Genomic DNA, 22,864 nt, shown 5'->3' with positions numbered 1-22,864 from the left:
GTGAGTGGCCGCCCTGTGGGTGGCCGCCCTGTGGGTGGCCACCCACACGTTTCCCTACTTCTTCGGCGTCTCGTACCGGCTGTTCACGACGCCGCGGTCGAGCACGGCCTGCATCTCGGTGACGGTGCCCTTCTTTCCCAGCTCGGTGTCCTGGACCAGGTAGGCACGCATCCCCAGGTAGTCGTAGCTGTTGGCGTCGAACACCAGCTCCTTCCGCTCGTGCGTCCGCTCGTCCGTACGGGCCAGTGCCACACCGGGCCGGCCGTCGCCGTCCTGTGCCTTGTCCAGCGCGACGACGCCGGGGATCTGCGCCGCGGCACGGTAGAGAGCGGCACCCGTCTCCGGCGGCAGGATCGACTCGCTGATCAGGCCGCCCACGTAGTCGAAGAGGTTCTGGTCGGACGAGCCGGAGTACGCGGCGTCCTCACGGAGCTTCTTCAGCAGCGCACCGGGTTCGGTGGGCAGCTTCTGGAGCGCGGCGTAGGTGTGATTGCGGTTGTCCTGCGCATGGTCCTCGGAGCGCGGAGCCGACCAGATGATGTCGTCGCCCGGCTGCTTGAGCCGGCTCTGCACCTTGTCGGGGTTCTGGGACGTCCACGACTCCCGGTAGTACGTTTTCAGCTTGAAGGGGCTGCCGTCGACCGCCTGCATGTTGGAGTAGTGCGAGCGTACGTATACGAACTGGTTCTGGCCGACGCGGTTCGCGGGAGCCTGTGAGGCGCGCTCGGCAACGTTCTCCATCAGCGCTCCGACGCCGTTCGCCGAGCCGACCTCGACCTTGACCACCGGGGCCGCGCTGAGGTGGAACCCGTCGTCGCCGCCGCTCCGGCCGGGACCGGCCAGGAAGGTGAAGGCGAGCGCTCCTGCGGCGACCATGCCGACAGGCACGGCGTACCACGCGCGGCGGCGGCGCGGCCGCGCGTCCTGCGGCGCCTTCTCGGCCAGGACCTGGACCTGGTGGATCTCGTTCATCAAGTGCTCCTTGAGCAGCCGGTGACGGTCGCCCGGCAGGACCGGTCCGTGCGGCTCGGGCAGTAGCGCCCTGAGCTCCCCCGCAACCTTCTTCGCATCGGCACTCATCGGTTTCCCTCCCTTTCGTTCGACCGGACCGCAGTGGCGCGGCCACTCCGGTACTGTCCGCCTGCTCCGGGTAGTTCCATGTTTCTTGCGATTTTCTTTATTTCGTCCTCGGTGAGGTCCCTCAGTCGCTTCCTGGCCCGTGAGAGCCGCGAACGGACGGTCCCGACGGGGACACCGAGCGCCCGTGCGGCGCCCCGGTAGTCCAGGCCGTCCCAGACGCAGAGCAGGAACACCTCCCGCTCCTTGGGTCTCAGCCGTCCCAGCGCGGCCTGCGCGGCGACGAGCTGTTCCGCGTCATGGATGCGGCCCACCAGCTCATCGGCGAAGTCCGGCACGGCCGGCCTGACCGGCATCCGGGTCAGTGCCGCGGCATGCCGTCCGGCGGCGCGGCGGGTGTTGCGCAAGACGTTGGTCGCGATGCCGAGCAGCCAGGGCTTCAGCTCCTCGTCCGAGTCCCGCAGGGTCTCGCGCAGCCGCCACGCCTCCAGGAAGGTCAGCGATACGACGTCCTCCGCACCGGCCCAGTCGCCGGTCGAGCGGACCGCGTACCGGAACACCGTCTGTGCGTAGTCGTCGAAGAGGCTGCCGAACGCGTCCGGGTCACCTGCCCGTATCCGGGCTCTCAAGGAATGCTCCACATCACGTCCTGTCCGCAGCAGGACCGGGGTTCCGGTGACCTGTGTCATATTCACGTCGGGGTGCTGCGGCGCTTGACCTCGACACCGTGTGAAGCAGTGCAGTGGAGCCATCATGTTCACCATCGGAGACTTCGCCCGGTACGGACGGGTGTCGGCCCGGTTGCTGCGCCACTACGACGCCATCGGGCTCCTGCACCCCGACCGCACCGACCCCGCCACCGGCTACCGCTTCTACGGCGCCGCCCAGCTCACCCGCCTCAACCGCGTCATCACTCCGTTGATCGGCCCGCTGTACGACCGGCTCTTCCCGCTGCCGGACACGGTGGACGTCAGTCCGAGCGGCCCCGGGATCGCGCATTACGAGGACGCTCCGGAGGGCGGCGGCGCGGTCGTCGTCCACGCCGGGGTGACGGTCTCCGCCCCGGTGGGCCCGCTCGGGGACACCGGAATCACGGTGGTCGAGCTGCCCCCGTTCGAGGCCGCGACCATGATGCACCGGGGCTCGACGGACGGCGTACTGCCGACGGCCCAGACCCTGGCCCGCTGGATCGACGCCAACGGCTACCGGTCCACGGGATACGCCCGCGAGATCAGCCTGGAATGCCCCGAGGACCAGGACGAGTGGGTGACGGAACTCCAGGAGCCGATCATCAGGGTCTGACCCGCTCCGGACACCCATGGGTGGAAAAGAACGTGACACCCGATGCCTGGAGTGTCACGTTCTTTTCCTCCCCCTACCGTCCTCCTCCGGGCCCAGCCCACAGCCCGTCGTCCGTCAGCCCCAGCAGGTCGATCGCGTTGCGGCGCACGATCCGGTCCACGACATCGGCGTCCAGATGTCCCATCTGCGCCTCGCCGACCTCGCGCGACTTGGGCCAGGTGGAGTCGGAGTGCGGGTAGTCCGTCTCGTACAGGACATTCCCGACGCCGATCGCGTCCAGGTTCTTCAGCCCGAAGGCGTCGTCGAAGAAGCAGCCGTAGACGTGCTCGGCGAACAGCTCGGACGGCGGGCGGTGGACCTTGTCGGCGACGCCGCCCCAGGCCCGGTTCTCCTCCCAGACCACGTCGGCGCGTTCCAGGATGTACGGAATCCAGCCGATCTGGCCCTCCGCGTACATGATCCGGAGGTTCGGGAACCGTTCGAACTTGCCGCTCATCAGCCAGTCGACCATCGAGAAGCAGCAGTTGGCGAAGGTGATGGTGGACCCGACGGCGGGCGGCGCGTCGGCCGAGGTGGACGGCATCTTCGAGGATGAGCCGATGTGCATCGCGATCACCGTGCCCGTCTCGTCACAGGCCCGCAGGAACGGATCCCACTCGTCCGTGTGAATCGACGGCAGCCCCAGATGCGGAGGTATCTCGGAGAACGCCACCGCGCGCACACCGCGCGCGGCGTTCCGCCGGACCTCGTCCGCGGCCAATTGGGCATCCCAGAGCGGGATCAGGGTGAGCGGGATGAGCCGGCCCCGTGCCTCGGGCCCGCACCACTCCTCCACCATCCAGTCGTTGTACGCCCGCACCCCGAGCAGCCCCAGCTCGCGGTCCTTCGCTTCGGTGAAGGTCTGGCCGCAGAAGCGGGGGAAGGTGGGGAAGCAGAGGGCGGACTGGACGTGGTTGACGTCCATGTCGGCCAGCCGGTCGGGAACCGAGAAGGAACCCGGGCGCATCTGCTCGTACGTGATGACCTCGAGCTTGATCTCGTCCCGGTCGTAGCCGACCGAGGTGTCGAGCCGGGTGAGCGGGCGGTGCAGATCCTCGTACACCCACCAGTCGCCGATCGGCCCGTCGTCGCCCTTCGCACCCATCACGGGCGCGAACTTGCCGCCCATGAAGGTCATTTCCTTGAGCGGTGCGCGGACGATCCGCGGCCCGCGGTCGAGGTACTTGGACGGGAGCCGGTCCCGCCAGACATGAGGGGGCTCCACCGTGTGGTCGTCCACCGAGATGATCTTCGGGAAGGTCTCCATGCCTCCCACGGTAGCGTCGATCTGACGAACCGTCAGCTATCTGCACCGGCCCCCGTTCCACAATCGTTGTCGAGGGCTTGTGCAGAGAGTCGCCCACTGCTGACGTGTCGGCCCCTGACAAGGCAGACTGTTGAGCGCGATACCAGCGGTACCGAACAATCCGGATTCACCCGTACCCGACCGGCACATGGGCGGGCAATCCGAAATGGACAGCACCAGCACGATCGGCAGGACCGGCGGGGCGAGCAGGGCAGGGGGCAGCAATGGACCGTGACCACGGGCCGCGCATGCATGTTCCGGAGCAGCGAGCTCCACAACAGGCGGCGGCCGACGGCGCCGATCTGCGATTCTCCGTGCTCGGCCCGGTACGGGCATGGCGGGGCGGCGAGGTGCTGCCGTCCGGTTCACCGCAGCAGCGCGCCCTGCTGACGGCGCTGCTACTGCGCGGCGGCCGCACCGCCACCGCCTCCGAACTCATCGACGCCATCTGGGGCGAGGACCCGCCCTCGCAGGCGCTCGCCGCGGTACGCACGTACGCCTCCCGGCTCCGGAAGGTCCTCGACCCGCGGACGCTGGTCAGCGACGCCGGCGGTTACGCGATCCGGACCAGGCGCGACGCCCTCGACCTGACCGTGGCCCAGGAGCTTGCGGCCGAGGCGGACAAGGCCCGTGCGGCCTGCGACCGCGCCCGGGCCCGCACCCTGCTCAACAAGGCGCTCGGCCTGTGGGACGGCGAGGCCCTGGCCTCCGTGCCCGGCCCGTACGCCGAGTATCAGCGCACCCGGCTGGAGGAGTGGCGGCTCCAGCTCACCGAGACCCGCCTGGACCTGGACCTGGAGGTCGGCTGCCACGCGGAGGCGGTCTCCGAACTGACCGCGCTGACCGCCGCGCACCCGCTGCGTGAACGGCTGCGCGAACTCCTCATGGTCGCCCTGTACCGCAGCGGCCGCCAGGCGGAGGCGCTCGCGGTGTACGCCGACACCCGCCGGCTGCTCGCCGACGAACTGGGCGTCGACCCGCGCCCCGAACTCTCCCAGCTCCAGCAGCGCATCCTGCGGGCCGACGAGGAACTGGCCCGTCCGGCCGACGAACCGGCCCCGGCCCCCGCACCCGTCCGCCCCGCCCAACTCCCGGCCACGGTCCCGGACTTCACCGGCCGCGTGTCCTTCGTACGCGAGCTGGGCGACCGGCTGGCGACCGCCGAGGGTTCGGTCATGGCCGTCTCGGCGGTCGCCGGCATCGGTGGCGTCGGCAAGACAACCCTCGCCGTGCACGTCGCCCACCAGGCACGCCAGCATTTCCCGGACGGCCAGCTGTACGTGGACCTCCAGGGCGCCGGCGCGCGGGCGGCAGAGCCGGAGACGGTGCTCGGCGCGTTCCTGCGCGCCTTGGGCACGGCGGACTCGGCGATCCCCGACTCGCTGGACGAGCGTGCCGCGCTCTACCGCTCCACGCTCGACGGCCGCCGCATCCTGGTCCTCCTCGACAACGCCCACGACGCGGCCCAGATCCGCCCCCTCCTCCCCGGCACCGCGGGCTGCGCGGCCCTGGTCACCAGCCGCGTCCGGATGGTCGACCTGGCCGGCGCGCACCTGGTCGACCTGGACGTGATGTCGCCGGAGGAGGCGCTCCAGCTCTTCACCCGCATCGTGGGCGAGGAGCGCATCAACTCCGAGCGTGAGGCCGCCCTCGACGTGGTCGCCGCCTGCGGCTTCCTCCCCCTGGCCATCCGCATCGCCGCCTCCCGCCTGGCCGCCCGCCGCACCTGGACGGTCTCGGTCCTGGCCACCAAACTCGCCGACGAACGCCGCCGCCTGGACGAGCTCCAGGCCGGCGACCTCGCGGTGAAGGCCACCTTCGAACTCGGCTACGGCCAGCTGGAACCGGCCCAGGCCCGCGCCTTCCGCCTCCTCGGCCTCGCCGACGGCCCCGACATCTCCCTGGCCGCGGCGGCAGCCCTGCTGAACCTGGAGGCCCACGCTGCGGAGGACCTCCTGGAGGCCCTGGTCGACACCAGCCTCCTGGAATCGGCCGCCCCGGGCCGCTACCGCTACCACGACCTGTTACGGCTCTACGCGCGCGCGTGCGCGGAACGGGACGAGCAGCCGCCGGAGGAGCGGGAGTTGGCGCTTTCTCGGCTGCTGGACTTCTACTTGTCCACGGCGGCGGGGGTGTATGCGCTGGAGCGGCCTGGAGACCGGTTGGTGGATCACTTGGAGCCGACGGAGCACGAGGGGCTGTCATTCACGGACCGGCACTCGGCACTGGACTGGCTCTACGCGGAGGCAACCAACCTGCTCGCGTGCGTGTGCCAGTCGGCCGGTCCCAGCACACTGCGCCGCGCCGTTGACCTGCTCTATGCCGCACTCGACCTGGGCGAATCGGGTGCGAACTCGAAGCAGTACGAAGCTGCTGCTGTCACGATTCGTGAAGCGGTCCGAACGTGCGGCGATCCCCGGGCAGAGGGTCGCGCCGTCATGTCCCTTGCCAACGTGCACCAGCTCGCGGGGCGGTTCGACCACGCGGATCGCGAGGCTCAGGAGGCGATGCGACTCGCCGGCACGGTCAACGACCCGCTGCCGGTCTGCTGGGCGTCCAATGCCCGCGGCATCATCGCTCTCTACCAAAATCGACATGCGGACGGCGAAGCCTTCCTGACCCAGGCGATCGAAGCGTTCCGGAGCGACAAGAACCGCCCCGGAGAGGCAAGCGCTCTGTGCAATCTCTCCCGCATACATCTGGCCACCGGGCGCACGAAGAGTGCCATCACCCTTGCCCAGTCCGGCATCGAGATCTACGAGTCCCTGGGCCACGCGCTGCGCAGTGCCAATGGTCGCTATGCCCTGGGACTGGCCCTCACCCAGAGCGGAAAGTTCTCGGCCGCGACGGACGAGCTGAACGAAGCCCTGGCCGTCTTCCGGGACAGTCGCCAGCGGCTGTGGGAGGGCATGGCCCTGTTCCGCCTGGCAGAAGTCGATATCGCCGCCGGCCACCCCGCCCAGGCTGCCCAGTTCGCCGAGTTGGCCCTCACCGTGCTGCGTGGCATCGGTGGCGAGTGGCGTCGTGGAAACGTGCTCACGGTTCTCGGGCGAGCACTGGCGGGAATCGGGCAGACCGGACGCGCCCAGGTCTGCTGGCGCGAGGCGCTGACCATCTACGAAGAGCTCGGCTCCCCGGAAGCGGAAGACGTTCAGTCGCTGCTGACACCTGCGGCAGCCGCCTGAAGACGGGGCGTTCATCATTCGTTTATCGCCCCCATGCATTCTCATACCTGTCGATCCGTCGCGTCGGGGGGCAGACGGGGGCGACAGCGGCCACACCACTAAGGTGAGCGGCCCGAGAGAGGCCCGTCCGGCAGTCCACGGGGGAACAGCCGGGCGGGCCTCGCCCAACCATTGCACTTCGTGCGCTCAGAGGGAGTTGACCACCATGGCCGATGCCAAGAAGCAGGACCCGATCACCAAGCCGGCAGACCAGCACGCCACTGGTGAACCGGAGACTCCGGTCACCACGCAGGACCAGCACGCAACTGGCGAAGAGGTAACCACTCTGGACCAGCACGCCACGTCGGAGCCGTTCAAGCCGACCATCTAGACCCAACCTGCACGGGGGAGCGGCCGCGGCGGCGCGGAGGGGGAGCCGTCGCGGCCGCCGCACGTCTGCGTACGTACACAGTCAGCGCAATCGCGCCAACGTTCGACTACTTCCCGCCAGAGGGGTACCGCCATCGCCCCGTTACCTTTTCTGTGGCCCCGAAATGGGGCGCCTGGCCCCCGGGTCCGGTATGGCTGTGTGCCCCCTGTCGAAGTCGATGACCTGGGGGGTGTTGCCGCCGGGCTTCGGGGCACCGCTTGACCGCTGATGAGGGGCCTGACGACTGCCTGGTCCGGTGCAACGCCGGACCGCTTCACGGGCGGGATGTCTGCGTAACGTGGTTGCCGGCGTGTGGTGCCGCAGGGACGGCCGGGACGGATGCGAAAGGCACGACCGAAGAGGGGCATCGCGCATGGCCGACACCGTCATCGATATCTCCGGCATAGGTCTGTTCCTCGGCCTGGACCTGGGCAAGGAGTTCCACCACGCCCGCGGCCTGACCGGGCAGGGCAAGACCGTCCACGACAAGAAGCTGCCCAACACCGAGGCCCGCCTGCGGGAGTTGTTCGACAAGCTCAGGGCCAAGTTCGGCACCGTCCTGGTGATCGTGGACCAGGTCGCCAACATCGGCGCGCTGCCACTGACCGTGGCCCGCGCGACCGGCTGCCGGGTCGCTTACCTGCCGGGACTCTCGATGCGCCGGGCCGCCGACCTCTACCCGGGCGAAGCCAAGACCGACGCCCGCGACGCCTTCGTCATCGCCGACACCGCCCGGACCATGCCGCACACCCTGCGCGTGGTGGACCGCGACGACGAGAAGCTGGCCGAGCTGACCATGCTCACCGGCTACGACAACGACCTGGCCGGCGAGGTCAACCGCACCTCCAACCGGCTGCGCGGCCTGCTCTCCCAGATCCATCCCACCCTGGAGCGGGTGGTCGGCCCCCGGCTGGGCTACCCCTACATCCTGGCCCTCCTTGAACGGCACGGCTCCCGGCCAGGCTGAAGAAACTGGGCCGCACCCGCTGCGAGGCCCTGCTCAAGGCGCACGGCTCGCGCAAGGCCCGCCACCTCACCGCGGAGATCTTCGACGCGCTTGCCGAGCAGACCGTCATCGTGCCCGGCACCGAGGCCAGCGCGCTGATCGTGCCCGGACTTGCCGCCCAGCTCGCCGCCGCCCACACCCAGCGCCGCCAGGCCGAGCAGGAGATCGCCGCCCTGCTGGAGGCCCTCCCTCTTTTCCACCTCCTGACCTCCATGCCCGGCATGGGCGTCAGGACCACCGCCGCCGTGATCGTCGCCATCGGCGACGGCACCACCTTCCCCACCGCAGGACACCTCGCCTCCTACGCCGGACTCGCCCCCGCCACCAAGTCCTCGGGCACCTCCATCCGTGGCGAGCACGCACCCCACCGCGGCAACCGGCTCCTCAAACGCGCCCTCTTCCAGGCCGCGTTCGCCGCGATCGGCTGCAAATCCGACCGCTCCTCCCGCACCTACTACGACCGTCAACGCGCACGCGGCAAGACCCACACCCAAGCGATCCTCCGCCTGGCCCGCCAACGTGTGAACGTCATCCACGCGATGATCCGCACCGGGGCCCTCTACGAACCACGAACCCCCGGCGACATCGGCCTCGCGGCCTGACAGCACCACCGTCCCTACCTTCCTGACCCCATCACGCGCGCACCGGCACGGCCACCCCCGCCGTGCCGGCCACCGGGCTGCCCATCAGGCACCCGATCCGCCGGGAACGTCCCGCTTCGCGGGACGTTCCCAAAAACCAGCACCAACTCCCACGAACCGACCCTGACAGGGTTGACGAAACAGATAGGGGCACCCCCCTGTCACTAGCGTCACTAACGTCCGGAAGCTCGCTCCCATCACAGGAGTTGGAATGACCCGCACGAAGAAGACGCTCGTCGCCGCCGCGTTCGCCGTGGCCCTCGGTCTCGGCGCGGCCACCCCGGCCCTGGCCGACAACCACGCGAGCGGCGACACCCCGGTCACCACGCAGGACAACCACGCCAGCGGCGGCGACGCCAGCACGCAGGACAACCACGCCAGCGGCGGCGACGCCAGCACGCAGGACAACCACGCCAGCTGAGGTACGCGGGCGCATAGCGAGGGGCCCGAGCCACCCGGCTTGGGCCCCCTCTCCGTACCCCCTAGACCCCCCTGACCTGCACCCCCGGCAGGCACAGCTTCCGCATGTCCTCCTCGTCCGAGGTGAACACCGCGACCCGCCCCCGCTGTCGCCCCGCGATCACCGCGAGCGCCGCGTCGATGGCGTACTTGTGGCCGTGCAGGCCGGTGTCCGCGAGCAGCGCGATCGCCTCGTCCGCGACCTCCTTGGTCACCGGTTCGACGACGATCCGGGACATGGCCCAGTTCCATTCCGAGCGCCGGATCTTGCTGTGATACGCCTCGATGAGGGTCGTGGAACTGGTCACGACCCGGACGCCGGCCTGATGGGCCTTGGCGAGCACCCCGGTCATGGCCCGCTCACGGAGCACGGCCCTCGACAAAGCCTCGCTGTCCAGCACGAAGCAGAGAGCGGTCGTCACGCAGCCGTCGCCCCGCCCTGCGCACCGGACTCCCGCTCCTCGAACCACCGCTCGATGTCGCGCATCTCCGACGCGGCAGCCGCCTGTTCCTCCTCGGTGAGCGGCCCGCTCTTCTCCTGCATCCACGCCACCAGCTCCCCCAGCCGGTCGTGCTCGCGCTGGCGCTCTATGGCGTGAGTGACATACGCGCTGAACGCCCCCGGGCCCACCTCGCTGCGGATCTCCTCCGCGAGCTCCTCCGGCAGCGTGACGGTGTACTTCTTGGTTGCCATACCTGTCACCATACCGGCGTGATCGGTGCCCGCCCCACCTGCTTCACTCCATGGGGTGAAGCACATGCGCCGTCGCACGCCTCTCCCGTACCGTGACTGTGAAAGCCGCGCGAAGGGACCGGAATGACCGCACAGCACATCGACCCTACGGAGCCCCTCATCCCGCGCCCGCAGCGGACCCCGGCGGCGCTCCGAATCGCCCTCGCACAGGTGGCTCCGCACCGGCTGGGCGAGATGGAGCAGCAGAAGGACGCAGCCATCGCCCTGGCCACGGAGACGGGTAGCCTGGGGCCGATCATGCAGTTCCTGGAGTCGTGGGCCGTGACTGTGGAGATCGCCCGGCTGCCAGTTGCCGCCGCCCGCCTGCACTCCGCCGAGTACGCGGCGCAGAACCTCGACAGGGATGCCCCTGCCTGGCGGGCAGCCATGGACGAGATCCGTCACGTGCACGCGTCCGCACGGGAATCCCTCGCCCGTGAGTGAATGGCGTTGGGAATACGACCCGGACGAGACCCACGTCATCGGCGGAGCGACGCCGCCGCCACCCGTCTTTGTCGCAGAGGTCGAGAAGCGCACCGATGAGCTCGTAAGGGCCGCATCCGCGCTGCATCTCGACGGGACATCGTTCCAGGGGGCCGGCGACGGCGTTCAGACCGCGTTCGTACCGGGCGGGATGTTCCTCTACCTCACCATCATCCGACACCAGTGCATCTACGTGCTCCAGGTGACACCTTGGCCTTCGGTTTGAGCGACCCGACCCGTCAGGCCCCCCGCCCCCGCAGCTCCCCCTTCATCACCTTGCCGCTCGCGTTGCGCGGCAGTTCGTCCACGAACTCCACCGCTCTCGGGACCTTGTAGTTCGCCATTTCCCGCCTCGACCAGGCGATCAGGTCGTCGGCCGTGACCGTCGCGCCCGGTCTGCGTACCGCGTAGGCCTTGCCGACCTCGCCCAGGCGGGGGTCGGGGATGCCGATGACCGCCACGTCGGCCACGTCCGGGTGCAGGCCGAGGAGTTGTTCGATCTCGGCGGGGTACGCGTTGAAGCCGCCGACGATGAACATGTCCTTGATCCGGTCGGTGATCCGGAGGTTGCCGTCCTCGTCGAGGACGCCCACGTCGCCCGTGTGGAGCCAGCCGTCGGAGGTGATCGTGGCGGCCGTGGTCTCCGGGTCCTCGAAGTAGCCGCGCATCACGTTGAAGCCGCGGACCAGGACCTCGCCGGGGGTGCCGGGGGCGGGGGCCAGGACGCGGAGTTCCGTGCCGGGGATCGCCCGGCCGGATGTCGAGGCGATCGTCCGCGCCGGGTCGCCGCGGCGGCACATCGTGACGATGCCGCTCGCCTCGGAGAGGCCGTACGCGGTGAGGACCGTCGCTATGCCGAGTTCCGCGCGCAGGCGTTCCACCAGTTGGAGGGGGACGACCGCCGCGCCCGTCACGACCAGGCGGAGGGCGGAGAGATCGTGGGCGTCCCGGGCCGGGTGGTCCAGGAGGGACTGGTGGAGGGTGGGCGGGCCCGGCAGGACCGAGATGCGTTCGGCGGCGATGTTGGCCAGGACCGTGTCGACGTTGAACACCGGTTGCGGGACCATCGTCGCGCCCCGCATCAGGCACGCGATGATGCCCGCCTTGTAGCCGAAGGTGTGGAAGAAGGGGTTCACGATCAGATAGCGGTCCCCCTCGCGCAGATCCGCCAGTTCGCTCCAGATCGCGTAGCAGCGCAGAGTCTGGGCGTGGGTGATGACCGCGCCCTTGGGCCGGCCGGTGGTGCCCGAGGTGTAGATGATGTCGGAGGGGGCCGAGGGGGCGATGGCGGCAGCCCGGGCCCGTACCGCCTCCGGCGCCACCCCCTCCCCCGCGGCCAGGAAGTCCTTCCAGGTGACGTAGTCGTCCGGGGCGCTGTCCGCCAGCACCACCACCCGTTCCAGGTGCGGCAGCGGTACGTCGGCCCGGCGCAGGGACGCCACGTACGACGTACCGAGGAAGGTGCCCGTGACGAAGAGCAGTTTCGCCCGGCTGCGCTGCAGGATGTACGCCGCCTCCGTGCCCTTGAAGCGGGTGTTGAGGGGGACGAGAACCGCCCCGGCCGTGACGGCACCGAGCGCGGAGACGATCCAGTCCAGGGTGTTCGGGGCCCAGACCGCGACCCGGTCCCCCGGCTCGACGCCCGAGGCGATACAGGCGGCGGCGGCCCGATCTACACGGTCGCCGAGTTCGGCGTACGAGATCCGGGTCCGGCCCTCGACGACCGCCTCCCGGTCCCCGTACCGCCGCGCCGCCGCCCGTACCAGCTCCGGGATGCTGCCCCACTCCTCGTCGCCGCGCATCGTTCGCCCTCTCTGACGCAGTAGCCGACCCAGTAGCTGACTATCCGTCAGATTAGCTGTAGCCTCAGCCGCTGTCAGCAGTCATGACGGTCTCGGAGGTGGCGGTGGCGGCGCTCAAGGACGTGACAGCGATAGCAGGCATAGGGCAGACGGCCTTCGCGAAACAACTCCCGGAATCCGAGAAGACCTTGGCCTGCCGGGCCATCGTCGCGGCGCTCGACGACGCGGGCATCGCCGCCTCGGAGGTGGACGCCTTCGCCTCGTACACGATGGAGGAGACCGACGAGGTCGAGATCGCCAAGGCCATCGGTGCGGGCGATGTCACCTTCTTCAGCAAGGTGGGGTACGGGGGCGGCGGTTCGTGCGCGACGATCGCGCATCTCGCCGCGGCCGTGGCGACCGGGCAGGCGAGTGTCGGTGTCGCCTGGCGGTCGCGGAAGCGGGGATCGGGGCCCCGCCCCTGGAAGAACACCGCCGCGCAACTGCCCACCCCCGCCCAGTGGACCCGGCCGTACGGACTGCTGCGGCCGGCCGACGAGATCGGAATGCTGGCGCGGCGGTACATGCACGAGTACGGGGCGACCCGCGACCATCTGTTCAACGTCGCCCTCGCCTGCCGCAACCGCGCCAACCAGAACCCGGACGCGGTGATGTACGAGCGGCCACTGACCCGCGACATGTATATGACCTCACGCTGGATCAGCGAGCCGCTCTGCCTCTTCGACAACTGCCTGGAGACGGACGGCGCGCTGGCCTGCGTCATCGTCTCGGCCCAGCGGGCCCGCGACTGCCGGCAGAAGCCCGTCTACATCCACTCCGTCGCCCAGGGGCTGCCCGCCCAGCACCACGGCATGGTCAATTACTGGAACGACGACCCGCTCACCGGCCCCGCCTGGACGGCCGCCCGGCAGCTGTGGAAGCAGGCCGACTTCGGCCCCGACGACGTGGATGTCGCGCAGATCTACGACGCGTTCACCCCGCTCATCCCGCTCTCGCTGGAGGGTTACGGCTTCTGCGGGCGCGGCGAGGGCGCCGCGTTCACCGAGGGCGGGGCGCTGGAGAGCGGCGGGCGGCTGCCGATCAATACCGGCGGCGGCGGGCTCAGCGAGGCGTACGTGCACGGCTTCAACCTGATCAACGAGGGCGTGAAGCAGCTGCGCGGTGTCTCCATCGCCCAGGTCCCGGACGCCGGTACGTGCCTGGTCACCGCCGGGGAGGGTGTGCCCACCTCCGCCATACTGCTGAGGAGTTGAGGAGCCGACATGGATGCCCTGCTGATGCCTGTCGTGGACGAGGACGGCGCCCCCTTCTGGGAGTACGCGGCGCGCGGCGAACTCCGCGTCCAGGCGTGCGCCGCCCCGGAGTGCGGACGGCTCCGCTTCCCGCCGCGGCCGTGCTGTCCGCACTGCCAGTCCTTCGCGAGCGAGTGGCGGCCGATGAGCGGACGCGGCCGCATCTGGTCGTACGTGCTGCCGCATCCGCCGCTGCTGCCCGCGTACGCCGCGCAGGCCCCGTACAACGCCGTCGTGGTCGAGCTGGCCGACGCCCCTCAGATCCGGCTGGTCGGGAACGTGGTGAGCGGTCCGGACGCCCCGCTGGACTCGGTCGATCCGGGTCGGCTGCGGATCGGGGCGCCGGTGCGGGCGGTGTTCTGCCCGTCCGGGTCCGGGGTGACGCTGGTGCGCTGGCTGCTGGAGCGGTGACGGCGATGACGCTGCGGACGGAGACGGACAAGGAGACCGGGGTCGCGCTCGTCACCCTGGACCGGCCGGAGAAGCACAACGCGATCGACCTGGCGACGGCCGCCGAACTGACCGCCGCCTGGCGGGCGTTCCGCTTCGACGACGGGGTGCGGGCCGTCGTCGTCACCGGGGCGGGCGGCCGGGCCTTCTGTACGGGGATCGACCGGGACGTGACGGTGCCGCAGCCCTCGTCCCCGTACACGATCGACGATCCGCTGATCGCGATCGGGCCGAAGGCGAACGACCTGTGGAAGCCGGTTATCGCGGCCGTGGAGGGAATGGCCTGCGGCGGGGCGTTCTATCTGCTGGGCGAGGCGGAGTTCGTCATCGCGTCCGAGGAGGCGACGTTCTTCGACCCGCACACCACATACGGCATGGTCAGCGCGTACGAGGCGATCTCGATGGCGCAGCGGATGCCGTTCGGCGAGGTGGCCCGGATGTCCCTGATGGGTACGGCCGAACGGGTCACGGCCCGGCGGGCGTACGAGACGGGGCTGGTCAGTGAGGTGACGGCGCCCGGCGACGCGGTGGCGGCGGCGCTGCGGGCGGCGGCGGTGATCGCCTCGTACCCGACGGAGGGTGTGCAGGGGACGGTCCGGGCGGTGTGGTCCGCGAAGGAGGCGGCCAGGGCGCAGGCCATGGCGCACGCCCCGCACCTGATCGCGCTCGGGAACCTGGCGCCGGAGCGGCAGGCCGAGTTGTTCCGGGGGCGGGGCGGCAGCGGCTTCCGGCTGCGCTGAGGCCAGTAACCCAGCAGGTCAGTAACCCAGCAGGCCAGTAACTCAGCAGGTCAGTAACTCAGCAGGTCAGTAACTGAGCTCGGCCTCCACCCGGCACCTCTTCACCTTGGAGACCTTGCGCGGGCTGTCCATCCGTACGGAGACGGTCTTCGTCTCGCCGCCCTCGGCCTCCACGCTCGCCTCACCGCGGTCGATGGTGTTGCCCTGCGCGTCGAGGAAGGCCACGTCGACGTCGTACGTGTGCGAGCCGAGGGCCTGAGCCGTGAGCCTGACGGTGGAGGTGGTGACGGCCTTGCGCTTGCCCTTGCGGGGCATGGCGCAGCGGACGACGTACACCTGGGGTGCGTCCGAGGCGCTCGGGGACGGTGTCGCGTAGCCGGCATTGCCGGAGGAGCCGCTCGACGAGTCGTAGCTGTCGTCGTTGTCGTCGTCGTAGTCGCTGCGGTGGTAGCTGCCGTTGCTCTTCTTGGAGTTGGAGCATCCGCCGCCGCTGCCGCTGCCGCTCGATCCCTTGCTCTTGCCGCTTCGGCCGCCGTGGCTGGAGGTCGAGAAGCCGGTGAGTGCGAGTACCACCACGACCAGGACTGCGGAAAACTTTATGTGCTGCCGCATCATCGATGCAGCCCCCCTTGAGTTGTTGTCCGTCTCTGCTGTTGTCGAATGCTGTCGAACGACCGCGCGACACCGTAGCGCAAGGATGCGGGGGGCAGAGGCCAGGCGTAGCGTCGGGGGCGGTAGCGGTACAGGACCGTGACGCCGGTCCGCGCACACGCAGGAGGCCGATGATGGTCCGCAACGTCCTCGGCTCCTTCCTCGCTCTCCTGGGAGCGGCGGCCGCCGTGCTGAGCCCCTTCCGTCAGTGGTACGACGGCCGTCTCGGGCGTCACTACCGGGTCGACGAACTGTTCACCGGTATCACCGGCAGCCGGCCCGGACCGCTGGGCTCGATCCTGGTCGTCTTCCTCTTCGCCGCTCTGCTGACGATCGTCGGCGTGGTGCTGCGGTCGCGGCTGCTGGTGGCGGCCGCTGGTGTGGTGACGCTCGGGTTCACCGTGCTGTGGATGGTGCGCCAGGGGGAGGCGGTGGGCAGCCTGACGGTCTCGGGCGACGGTTCGGGGCTGCGGTGGGGCGCGGCGGAGGCGACGGTGGGCGCGGTGCTGATGCTGCTGGGCGCGTTGGTGATGTCGGGTCGGCGCGGTGGCGGGCGGCGGCACGGGGGCGGGGGCCATGACCACCCGTACGCCGCGCCCGGTTCGGAGAACCCGGACACGTGGCCGCCGACGCAGGAGCCGGGGCCTTCCGTGCAGACGAGTCCGTTGCCGGAGCCCGAGCCGGACCTGTACACGGGGCCGCCGCCGGGGGCCCGCCGCCCCGGTCCGGAGGACCAGGACACGACCCCGCACCCCGTCGTACCGGACGAGGGGCCCGGTCCGCGCCGCCCTCCGCCCTCCTGAGGCCCTCCGCGCCGGGGGTTCCGTCCTCGAGCAGGGGTTCCGTCCTCAAGCACCGGACGGGCTTGAGGTGGTCGACGCGCTACGCCCGGGCCCGGTTGCCCGTCCCCGTGCCCTTCAGCGCGTCCAACGCGTACACGCAGCGGTCCTTGCTGCACGCGTACACGACACCGCCCTGCGCCACCGGCGACCCCGTGATCTCGCCGCCCGTCGCGAGCTTCCAGCGGAGCTGTCCGCCCGCCGCGTCCAGGGTGTACAGGACGTGGTCGGCGGAGCCGAAGTGGACCCGGCCGTCGGCGACCACCGGGGCCCCCACCACCTCGCCGCCCGCCGCGAACCGCCACTTCGGGGTGCCGGTGACCGCGTCGAGCGTGTACAGGGCGCTGCCGCTGCCGACGTGGACGTTCCCGGCCGCCACCAGGACCGGTTCGATCGACTGCCGGGCCTCCGTGGCGATGCGCCAGCGGTCCTTGCCGGTCGCGGCGTCGAGCGCGTACACCGTGCCGAGGTAGTCGGCCAGGTACACCCCGCCTCCGGTGACGGCGGGCCCCGGCACGAACGCGGGCGGGGAGAGGAAGACCGCGGGCGATTCGAAGTGCCAGCGGACATGGCCGGACACCGTGTCGACGGCCAGGACCCGGGCCCCGGCGCTGACGTACACGAAGCCGTCCGGCGCCGGGGTCACCCGGACCGGCACTCCACCGCAGGAGGCGGCGTCGCCGATGGGGTACGACCAGCGCTCGATGCCGGTACGGGCGTCGACCGCGCGCAGCCGGGCGTCCTGCCAGAGGTAGACCGTGCCGTCGTGGATCACGGGCCCGGCCTCCGGCGTCTCGAAGTCGATCTGTACGCCGCCGCTCTCCCACAGCTTCTCACCCGTGGACGCCTCCCACGCTTGGACGCCGCCGCCCCGGGTGCCGGTGACGACGGTGCCGCGGTCGGCCTTGAGGGAGTAGACCCAGGCGTCGGTCTGCAGCCGCCACCGTTCGGCGCCGCTCGCCGCGTCCAGGGCGTACAGCGACGGCCCGTCCGAGGCATGGATACGGCCGCCCTCGACGGCCATCACCCAGGCCACGTCCCGGGTCTTGAACTGGCGCCGCCCGTTGCCGACGTCCAGGGCGTGCACCTCGAACGACGTGACGTAGAGGAGGTCCCCGGCGACGACGGGCGTCCCCCAGACGTCGTTGGACATCCGGAACCGCCAGGGCCGCCAGCGGTCGGGACCGGGGAGCGCGGACTCGGGGGCGTGCGCGGGCCCGGGCAGGGGGGCGGGCGGGGCGGCGGGGGCCGCGCCGTTCACCCCGGCGGGCGGGCGCACCCAGCCGGTAGCGGGGCCGGCGTCAGCGGTGGCCGTGGCGGCGGCCCGGACGTCCTGGGCGCGCGGGCCGGGGCCGATCGGCACCTTCGCCCCAGGCAGCCGCACCGGGCCGCCCCCGTCGGGCAGGTGGGCCGGAGCGGCGCCCGGGGAGCGCAGGTCGGCGCCGCTGCGCCAGGCGGTGTCCCGGTCCGCGCCGGGCGGCTGCTGGGGCGGCGGCGGCACGGGGGCGGGCGCAGCCGCGGGGGCGGGCGCCGGAGCGGGGGCGGGCGCTGCGGCCTTGCGGCCGCCGCGGCGCTGCTCGATCATCGCGGTCGCGGAGGTGGGCAGCCAGGCCGAGGCCGTACCGCTGTCGTCTCCGCCGGAGGCGAAGAGGTGCGGGGCGAGCTGGGCCTGCAGGTCGGCGGGGGTGGGCCGCAGCCCGGCGTCCATCTGCATGCAGGAATCGATCAGCGGCCGCAGTTCGTCGGGCAGGCCCTCCAGGTCGGGGCCCTCGCGCAACAGCATGAAGACCGTCTCGACGGGGTTGGCGCCGTGGAACGGCGCATGGCCGGTTGCGGCGAAGACTAGCGTCGAGCCGAGCGAGAACACATCGCTGGCGCCGGTGACGCTGCGCGAGTCCCGCGCCTGCTCGGGCGACATGTACGCGGGCGTGCCGACAGCGACGTTCGTCATGGTCAGCCGGGTGTTGGAGACCCCGGACGCGATCCCGAAGTCGATCACCCGCGGGCCGTCCTCGACGACCAGCACGTTCGACGGCTTCATGTCGCGGTGGACCAGGCCCGCACCGTGGATCGACTGGAGCGCCTCGGCGATACCGGCGGCCAGCCAGCGCACCGCCTGGACCGGCATGGGCCCGCACTCGTTCACTATCTCTTCGAGCGACGGTGCGGGCACATAGGCGGTGGCCAGCCACGGCACGGCGGCCCGCGGATCGGCGTCCACCACCGCGGCCGTGTAGAAGCCGCTGACGGCCCGGGCGGCCTCCACCTCACGCGTGAAACGGACCCGGAACAGCTGATCCTCGGCAAGCTCCGTACGTACCGTCTTGATCGCCACCCGTCGGCCCGAAGCCGAGCGGGCGAGATAGACCAGCCCCATGCCACCGGCCCCGAGCCGTCCCAGCACCTCGAACGGGCCGATCCGTCTCGGGTCGTGCTGCGTCAGCTGCTCCACCACTTGCCCTGCCACCTCCCCGTACGAGCCTCAGGAACAGAAGCCCGCGAAAACCCGCCCTGTACGGCGTCTCACCACTGGGCACCACCCGGCGGTGCGCACCCCGATTGTTCCTGGCTGAGCCCCCGGTTGCGAACCCGGGGGCCGACCGGGGTGTCACAGCTCACTCTGCCCTCTTCCCGGACACAGGAGGCTGAAGTACGGCGAACACGGCACCCTGGTCGTCCTGGAGGACCGCCATCCGTCCGTACGGGATGTCGAAGGGCGGCGCTGAGATGCGGCCGCCGAGGCGTACGGCGTGCCCGGCGGTGGCGTTGCAGTCCTCGACGGCGAAGTAGCTCAGGAAGTAGCTGGGCATCTCGGCCGGGAAGGCGTCGGTGATGACGCTGCGCCCGCCGATCGCGGTGTCCGGTCCCGGTTCGGTGCCCGCCGGGGACCACATGCGGAAGTCCACGCCGGACTCGGAGGCGCCGGACTCGGAGGCGTCCGAGGTGTCCAGGTCGGTGCCTTGGAAGCCGAAGACCTCCTCGTAGAAGGCGTCGACGCGGTCCTTCTCGCGGGTGTACACCTCGGTCCAGCAGAAGGAAACCGGTTCGTGTCGCTTCTGGAAGCCCTCGCGTTCACCGGCCTGCCAGAGCCCGAAGACCGCTCCGCCGGGGTCGGCCGCCTGGGCGAGCACTCCGGCCCGGCCGGCCCGCACGGGGTCGGTGATCACCTGACCACCGGCCTCCCTGATCCGGGCGACGGTCGCGACGATGTCGTCGGTGGCGAAGTAGACGCCCCACGCAGTGGGCATCCGGCCGTCCTGCTTGGCGGCGAGTGCGGCGACGAGCTTCCCGTTGCTGAAGGCGTCCGCGTACGGGCCGTCGCCGGCCCGGAAGGTCCAGCCGAACAGCTCGCCGTAGAAGCGCTTGCCCGCTTCGAGGTCGGGGAGCTGCACATCCACCCAGCACGGCGCGGATCGCGCGAATGCGGCCATGGGCCCGGGTCCTTCCGTCACGGTCGTACGCGGCGAGTGACGCTCGTCACGGCAAACGTAACCGGTGGCGGCACGCACCGCGCCCCGACCCGTCCACATCGAACTAATTTTCGATAGTGGACTTCCTTGCTCGCGGCATCACCGAAAGTTATCCACGGAAGTTATCCACAGGCTGTTGATAAGACTTATTGCCCTGCGGGTCGCATCCGTCGACATCCGGCCACTCCCCCCGCCCCGTCTGCGGCGCTCCCCATTTGCAGTCGGCCGAATCGCGCTCCGACCCCCCCTCGGTAAGCTGACGGCATGACAGGACAAGTGCGCACCGTCGACGGCCGCGTGGCCGGTCGACGCGGACAGGCGACGCGGCAGAAGCTGCTCGACTGCCTCAGCGAGATGCTCAGTTCCTCGCCGTACCGGGACGTCAAAGTCATCGACGTGGCCCGGAAGGCGGGGACTTCACCCGCGACGTTCTACCAGTACTTCCCCGACGTCGAGGGCGCCGTCCTCGAAATCGCCGAAGAAATGGCCAAGGAGGGCGCCGGATTGACCGAACTGGTCGCAGGCCGCTCCTGGGTCGGCAAGGCCGGCTGGCAGACCGCCGAAGAACTCGTCGAGGGATTCCTCGACTTCTGGCGACATCACGACGCGATCCTGCGCGTGGTCGACCTCGGGGCGGCCGAGGGCGACAAGCGGTTCTACAAGATCCGCATGAAGATCCTGAACTCGGTCACCAACTCCCTGACGGATTCGGTGAAGGAGCTCCAGGCCAAGGGCAAGGTCGACAAGGACGTGAGCGCCGCCGCGATGGCGGGCTCGCTGGTCGCGATGCTGGCCGCGGTCGCCTCGCACCAGAAGGGCTTCACGACCTGGGGCGTCAAGCAGGCCGAACTCAGGCCGAATCTCGCGCTGTTGGTGCATCTGGGCATCACCGGCAGGAAGCCGACGAAGTAGCGCCGCGCCGGGCCCCTTCCCCGTACTGGGCACCGCGCGGTGATTCCGGGCGCCCCAGGTCCTGTCTCACCGACGGCGGACCACGCAAGTGGTCCGCCGTCGGCGCGCCCGGACCATTCCGGTGATCGCCCCAACAGCCGTTCCCACACACGGTGTTCACGCGCCCGGCGTTCGTGCACGCAGTGTTCCCGCACACGGTCTTCGCGCACGCGGTGCTCCCGCACACGGTCTTCGCGCACGCGGTGCTCCGCCGTTTCCGAGGCGTCGAGTCCGGCACACCGATTCCGCCTCCGGCCGTCTCAGGTCGTGGCGTCGTCCCGCCGCTCCAGCCGGAAGAGCCGGATCTCCCGCTCGATCCGCGCCTGGTATGCCGCGTACGGCGGCCAGAACTTCAGCGCCGTCTGCCACACCGCGTCCCGTTCCGCACCCTTCAGCAGCGTGGCGCGCACGGGAATGTCCTGGCCCTTCCAGTTGACGACGGCCGCGTCGGGACCGGCCAGCAGATTCGCGGTCCAGGCCGGGTGCCCCGTACGGCCGAAGTTGCTGCCGACCAGGATCCAGCTCTGCTCCGCCCCGCTCTCCGGCCCTCGCTCCGGCATGCAGGCCAGCGGAGTGGTCCTGAGCTGCCCGCTCCGCGCGCCCGGCACCGTCAGGATCAGCCCCGGCAGCATCCGGGCGCTGAGCAGCACCTTGCCGCGCGTGAGCCGGTGCACCGTACGGTCCATGGCAGGCACGACATGCGGGGCGATCCTCGCGAACGTGCGGGTCGAGGAGACCTTCTGGATCAGCCGTACGCCGGGCGCCATCAGACCGCCACCTGCCCGGCCGAGCCAGGGGTGACCGATTTCGGGACGGCCGGTTCCGGGACCGCCGATTTCGGGACGGCCGGTTCCGGGGCAGCGAAGAGCCCGGCGCGCTGGGCCGCATGGTCGCGGAGCCGGTGGACGGGGCCGAAGAGCAGTTCGTCGGCGGCGGCCCGCTTGAAGTACAGATGCGCCTCGTGTTCCCAGGTGAAGCCGTTGCCGCCGTGCAACTGGACGGCCTCCGCGGTGGTGATCCGCAGCGCCTCCAGGGCCTGGGCGAGCGCGAGCCCCCCGGCCGTGGCCGGGTCCCAGGCCGCGTAGTACGCGGCGGAACGGGCCGCCTGCACCCGTACGTACAGATCCGCGAGGCGGTGCTTCACGGCCTCGAAGGAGCCGAGCGCCCGGCCGAACTGTTTGCGCGCCTCGACGTATGCGACGGTCCGCTCCAGGGCGCCCGCCGCCGTCCCCACCGCCTCCGCCGCGAGCAGGGCGGCGGCCCCGTGTCCGACCGAGTCGAGAGCGCCGGTCACGTCCGCGGCGTCGTCCGCGCCGAGCAGTTCGGCCTCGGCGTCGCGGAGTTCCACACGGGCCAGCGGGCGGGTCTCGTCCGACGAGGTCCGGCGGGTGCGGACGACTCCGGCCGCCGTGTCCGGGCGGACCAGGAAGAGGAGCGTACGGCTGCGCGGGAAGCCGCCGGCGTGGGCCGCGACCAGGAGGAGCCCCGCGCTGTGCCCGTCGAGGACCTGGTCCGCCTCCCCGTACAGCCGCCAGCCCGCCCCGCCGCCGACCGGCCTCGCCTGGACGCCGCCCGCCCGGCCGCCACCCGCCCAGGCGCCGCCGGTCGGGTCGCCGGTGAGGCCGAGCGCGGTGCCGAGCGAGCCGCCGGGTACGGCCGGCGTCGCGGTCAGTTCCCCGGCGGCGATGCGCGGCAGCAGGGCGGTGCGCTGGGCCCCGGTGCCGAGTGCGGCGATCAGGGGCGCGGCGAGCGCGGCGGTGGCGATCAGGGGTGACGGCAGCAGCGCGCGGCCGGTCTCCTCGCAGGCGACGGCGAGGTCGGTGAGGCCGCGGCCGCCGCCTCCGTACTCCTGAGGGAGGGCGAGTCCGGGCAGCCCGAGGTCCCGGGCGAGCCGCCGCCACAGGGCCGCGTCGTACCCGTCGGCGGCCCGCACGGCGCTCCGGAGGTCTTCGGGTCCGCCGTGTTCGGCGAGCAGTTCGCGCAGGGCGCGGCGGATCTCGTCCTGTTCCGCGGTGAAGGCGGCATCCAT

General features: G+C 70.9%; 22 protein-coding genes and 1 pseudogene. 12 read left to right on the top strand and 11 right to left on the bottom strand.

Annotation, left to right across the window (positions count from 1 at the left end; all coding sequences use genetic code 11):
* Positions 1-54: 54 nt before the first annotated feature.
* Both OH735_RS21590 and OH735_RS21585 read right to left on the bottom strand, forming a co-directional pair.
* The gene (locus OH735_RS21590; RefSeq protein WP_406383176.1) at positions 55-1,080 is read right to left on the bottom strand and encodes a CU044_5270 family protein; all 1,026 of its coding nucleotides are present in this window, start codon (positions 1,078-1,080) and stop codon (positions 55-57) included.
* On the bottom strand, positions 1,077-1,706 hold the full coding sequence (locus tag OH735_RS21585) for an RNA polymerase sigma factor (protein ID WP_406383174.1): 630 nt from the start codon (positions 1,704-1,706) through the stop codon (positions 1,077-1,079). The genes OH735_RS21590 and OH735_RS21585 overlap by 4 nt, the downstream gene beginning before the upstream one ends.
* A 124-nt stretch (positions 1,707-1,830) precedes the next feature.
* Between OH735_RS21585 and OH735_RS21580 the strand changes: the two genes are divergently transcribed.
* The gene (locus tag OH735_RS21580; RefSeq protein WP_406383172.1) at positions 1,831-2,379 is read left to right on the top strand and encodes a GyrI-like domain-containing protein; all 549 of its coding nucleotides are present in this window, start codon (positions 1,831-1,833) and stop codon (positions 2,377-2,379) included.
* 73 nt (positions 2,380-2,452) lie between these two features.
* Here OH735_RS21580 and OH735_RS21575 read toward each other — a convergent pair whose 3' ends face one another.
* Positions 2,453-3,685 (bottom strand): amidohydrolase family protein, encoded by a 1,233-nt coding sequence (locus tag OH735_RS21575; protein WP_406383170.1) that lies wholly within the window; start codon positions 3,683-3,685, stop codon positions 2,453-2,455.
* 263 nt (positions 3,686-3,948) lie between these two features.
* Between OH735_RS21575 and OH735_RS21570 the strand changes: the two genes are divergently transcribed.
* The 4 genes and pseudogenes from OH735_RS21570 (at position 3,949) to OH735_RS21555 (ending at position 9,386) form a co-directional block, all read left to right on the top strand.
* Complete coding sequence (locus tag OH735_RS21570; RefSeq protein ID WP_406383168.1) at positions 3,949-6,909, top strand: AfsR/SARP family transcriptional regulator; 2,961 nt, start codon at positions 3,949-3,951, stop codon at positions 6,907-6,909.
* 205 nt (positions 6,910-7,114) lie between these two features.
* Positions 7,115-7,279 (top strand): hypothetical protein, encoded by a 165-nt coding sequence (locus OH735_RS21565; RefSeq protein WP_406383166.1) that lies wholly within the window; start codon positions 7,115-7,117, stop codon positions 7,277-7,279.
* A 412-nt stretch (positions 7,280-7,691) separates the two neighbouring features.
* Positions 7,692-8,926 (top strand): annotated as a pseudogene (locus OH735_RS21560) (IS110 family transposase).
* Positions 8,927-9,176: 250 nt separating this feature from the next.
* The gene (locus tag OH735_RS21555; protein WP_406383164.1) at positions 9,177-9,386 is read left to right on the top strand and encodes a hypothetical protein; all 210 of its coding nucleotides are present in this window, start codon (positions 9,177-9,179) and stop codon (positions 9,384-9,386) included.
* 61 nt (positions 9,387-9,447) lie between these two features.
* On the opposite strand, the gene OH735_RS21550 is transcribed toward OH735_RS21555, so the two are convergent.
* Together OH735_RS21550 and OH735_RS21545 are read right to left on the bottom strand one after the other, a co-directional pair.
* Complete coding sequence (locus OH735_RS21550) at positions 9,448-9,846, bottom strand: PIN domain-containing protein (protein WP_406383162.1); 399 nt, start codon at positions 9,844-9,846, stop codon at positions 9,448-9,450.
* The gene (locus tag OH735_RS21545) at positions 9,843-10,118 is read right to left on the bottom strand and encodes a hypothetical protein (RefSeq protein WP_406383160.1); all 276 of its coding nucleotides are present in this window, start codon (positions 10,116-10,118) and stop codon (positions 9,843-9,845) included. The genes OH735_RS21550 and OH735_RS21545 overlap by 4 nt, the downstream gene beginning before the upstream one ends.
* A gap of 123 nt (positions 10,119-10,241) precedes the next feature.
* On the opposite strand from OH735_RS21545, the gene OH735_RS21540 reads away from it, so the two are divergent.
* Positions 10,242-10,601 (top strand): hypothetical protein, encoded by a 360-nt coding sequence (locus OH735_RS21540; protein ID WP_406383158.1) that lies wholly within the window; start codon positions 10,242-10,244, stop codon positions 10,599-10,601.
* Complete coding sequence (locus OH735_RS21535; protein WP_406383156.1) at positions 10,594-10,866, top strand: hypothetical protein; 273 nt, start codon at positions 10,594-10,596, stop codon at positions 10,864-10,866. Before OH735_RS21540 ends, OH735_RS21535 begins: the two co-directional genes overlap by 8 nt.
* Before the next feature lie 13 nt (positions 10,867-10,879).
* Here the strand turns inward: OH735_RS21535 and OH735_RS21530 are convergent, their stop codons facing one another.
* The gene (locus OH735_RS21530; protein WP_406383154.1) at positions 10,880-12,442 is read right to left on the bottom strand and encodes a FadD3 family acyl-CoA ligase; all 1,563 of its coding nucleotides are present in this window, start codon (positions 12,440-12,442) and stop codon (positions 10,880-10,882) included.
* A 104-nt stretch (positions 12,443-12,546) separates the two neighbouring features.
* Between OH735_RS21530 and OH735_RS21525 the strand changes: the two genes are divergently transcribed.
* Genes OH735_RS21525 through OH735_RS21515 form a run of 3 tightly spaced genes read left to right on the top strand, consistent with a single transcriptional unit; the run spans position 12,547 to position 14,924 of the window.
* Positions 12,547-13,695 carry a lipid-transfer protein gene (locus OH735_RS21525; protein ID WP_406386673.1) on the top strand — a complete coding sequence of 383 codons (1,149 nt, stop codon included), beginning with the start codon at positions 12,547-12,549 and terminating at the stop codon, positions 13,693-13,695.
* A gap of 9 nt (positions 13,696-13,704) precedes the next feature.
* Positions 13,705-14,145, top strand: a complete 441-nt coding sequence (locus OH735_RS21520; protein WP_406383153.1) for a Zn-ribbon domain-containing OB-fold protein — start codon at positions 13,705-13,707, stop codon at positions 14,143-14,145.
* A gap of 5 nt (positions 14,146-14,150) precedes the next feature.
* On the top strand, positions 14,151-14,924 hold the full coding sequence (locus OH735_RS21515; protein WP_406383151.1) for an enoyl-CoA hydratase/isomerase family protein: 774 nt from the start codon (positions 14,151-14,153) through the stop codon (positions 14,922-14,924).
* 66 nt (positions 14,925-14,990) lie between these two features.
* Here the strand turns inward: OH735_RS21515 and OH735_RS21510 are convergent, their stop codons facing one another.
* A complete protein-coding gene (locus tag OH735_RS21510) occupies positions 14,991-15,539 on the bottom strand; it encodes a hypothetical protein (RefSeq protein ID WP_406383149.1) in 549 nt (182 codons plus the stop codon).
* A gap of 170 nt (positions 15,540-15,709) precedes the next feature.
* On the opposite strand from OH735_RS21510, the gene OH735_RS21505 reads away from it, so the two are divergent.
* On the top strand, positions 15,710-16,378 hold the full coding sequence (locus tag OH735_RS21505) for a hypothetical protein (protein WP_406386671.1): 669 nt from the start codon (positions 15,710-15,712) through the stop codon (positions 16,376-16,378).
* Positions 16,379-16,457: 79 nt separating this feature from the next.
* On the opposite strand, the gene OH735_RS21500 is transcribed toward OH735_RS21505, so the two are convergent.
* Together OH735_RS21500 and OH735_RS21495 are read right to left on the bottom strand one after the other, a co-directional pair.
* Positions 16,458-18,866 carry a PQQ-binding-like beta-propeller repeat protein gene (locus tag OH735_RS21500; protein WP_406386670.1) on the bottom strand — a complete coding sequence of 803 codons (2,409 nt, stop codon included), beginning with the start codon at positions 18,864-18,866 and terminating at the stop codon, positions 16,458-16,460.
* 163 nt (positions 18,867-19,029) lie between these two features.
* Positions 19,030-19,845, bottom strand: a complete 816-nt coding sequence (locus OH735_RS21495; RefSeq protein ID WP_406383147.1) for a VOC family protein — start codon at positions 19,843-19,845, stop codon at positions 19,030-19,032.
* Positions 19,846-20,148: 303 nt separating this feature from the next.
* Here OH735_RS21495 and OH735_RS21490 point away from each other — a divergent pair, with 303 nt between their 5' ends.
* Complete coding sequence (locus OH735_RS21490) at positions 20,149-20,796, top strand: TetR family transcriptional regulator (protein WP_406383145.1); 648 nt, start codon at positions 20,149-20,151, stop codon at positions 20,794-20,796.
* Positions 20,797-21,095: 299 nt separating this feature from the next.
* Here OH735_RS21490 and OH735_RS21485 read toward each other — a convergent pair whose 3' ends face one another.
* Together OH735_RS21485 and OH735_RS21480 are read right to left on the bottom strand one after the other, a co-directional pair.
* Entirely contained in the window at positions 21,096-21,602 is a 507-nt protein-coding gene (locus OH735_RS21485) for a nitroreductase family deazaflavin-dependent oxidoreductase (RefSeq protein WP_406383144.1), read from the bottom strand.
* Positions 21,602-22,864: an acyl-CoA dehydrogenase family protein gene (locus OH735_RS21480; protein WP_406383142.1), complete on the bottom strand. Its 1,263-nt coding sequence runs from the start codon at positions 22,862-22,864 to the stop codon at positions 21,602-21,604. The genes OH735_RS21485 and OH735_RS21480 overlap by 1 nt, the downstream gene beginning before the upstream one ends.

Origin of the sequence: Streptomyces sp. NBC_01618 (genome assembly GCF_045209435.1) — a bacterium.
Classification (GTDB): domain Bacteria; phylum Actinomycetota; class Actinomycetes; order Streptomycetales; family Streptomycetaceae; genus Streptomyces.
Note: the sequence above shows the minus strand (reverse complement) of the source record. Positions and strands in the feature narration are given on the sequence as shown.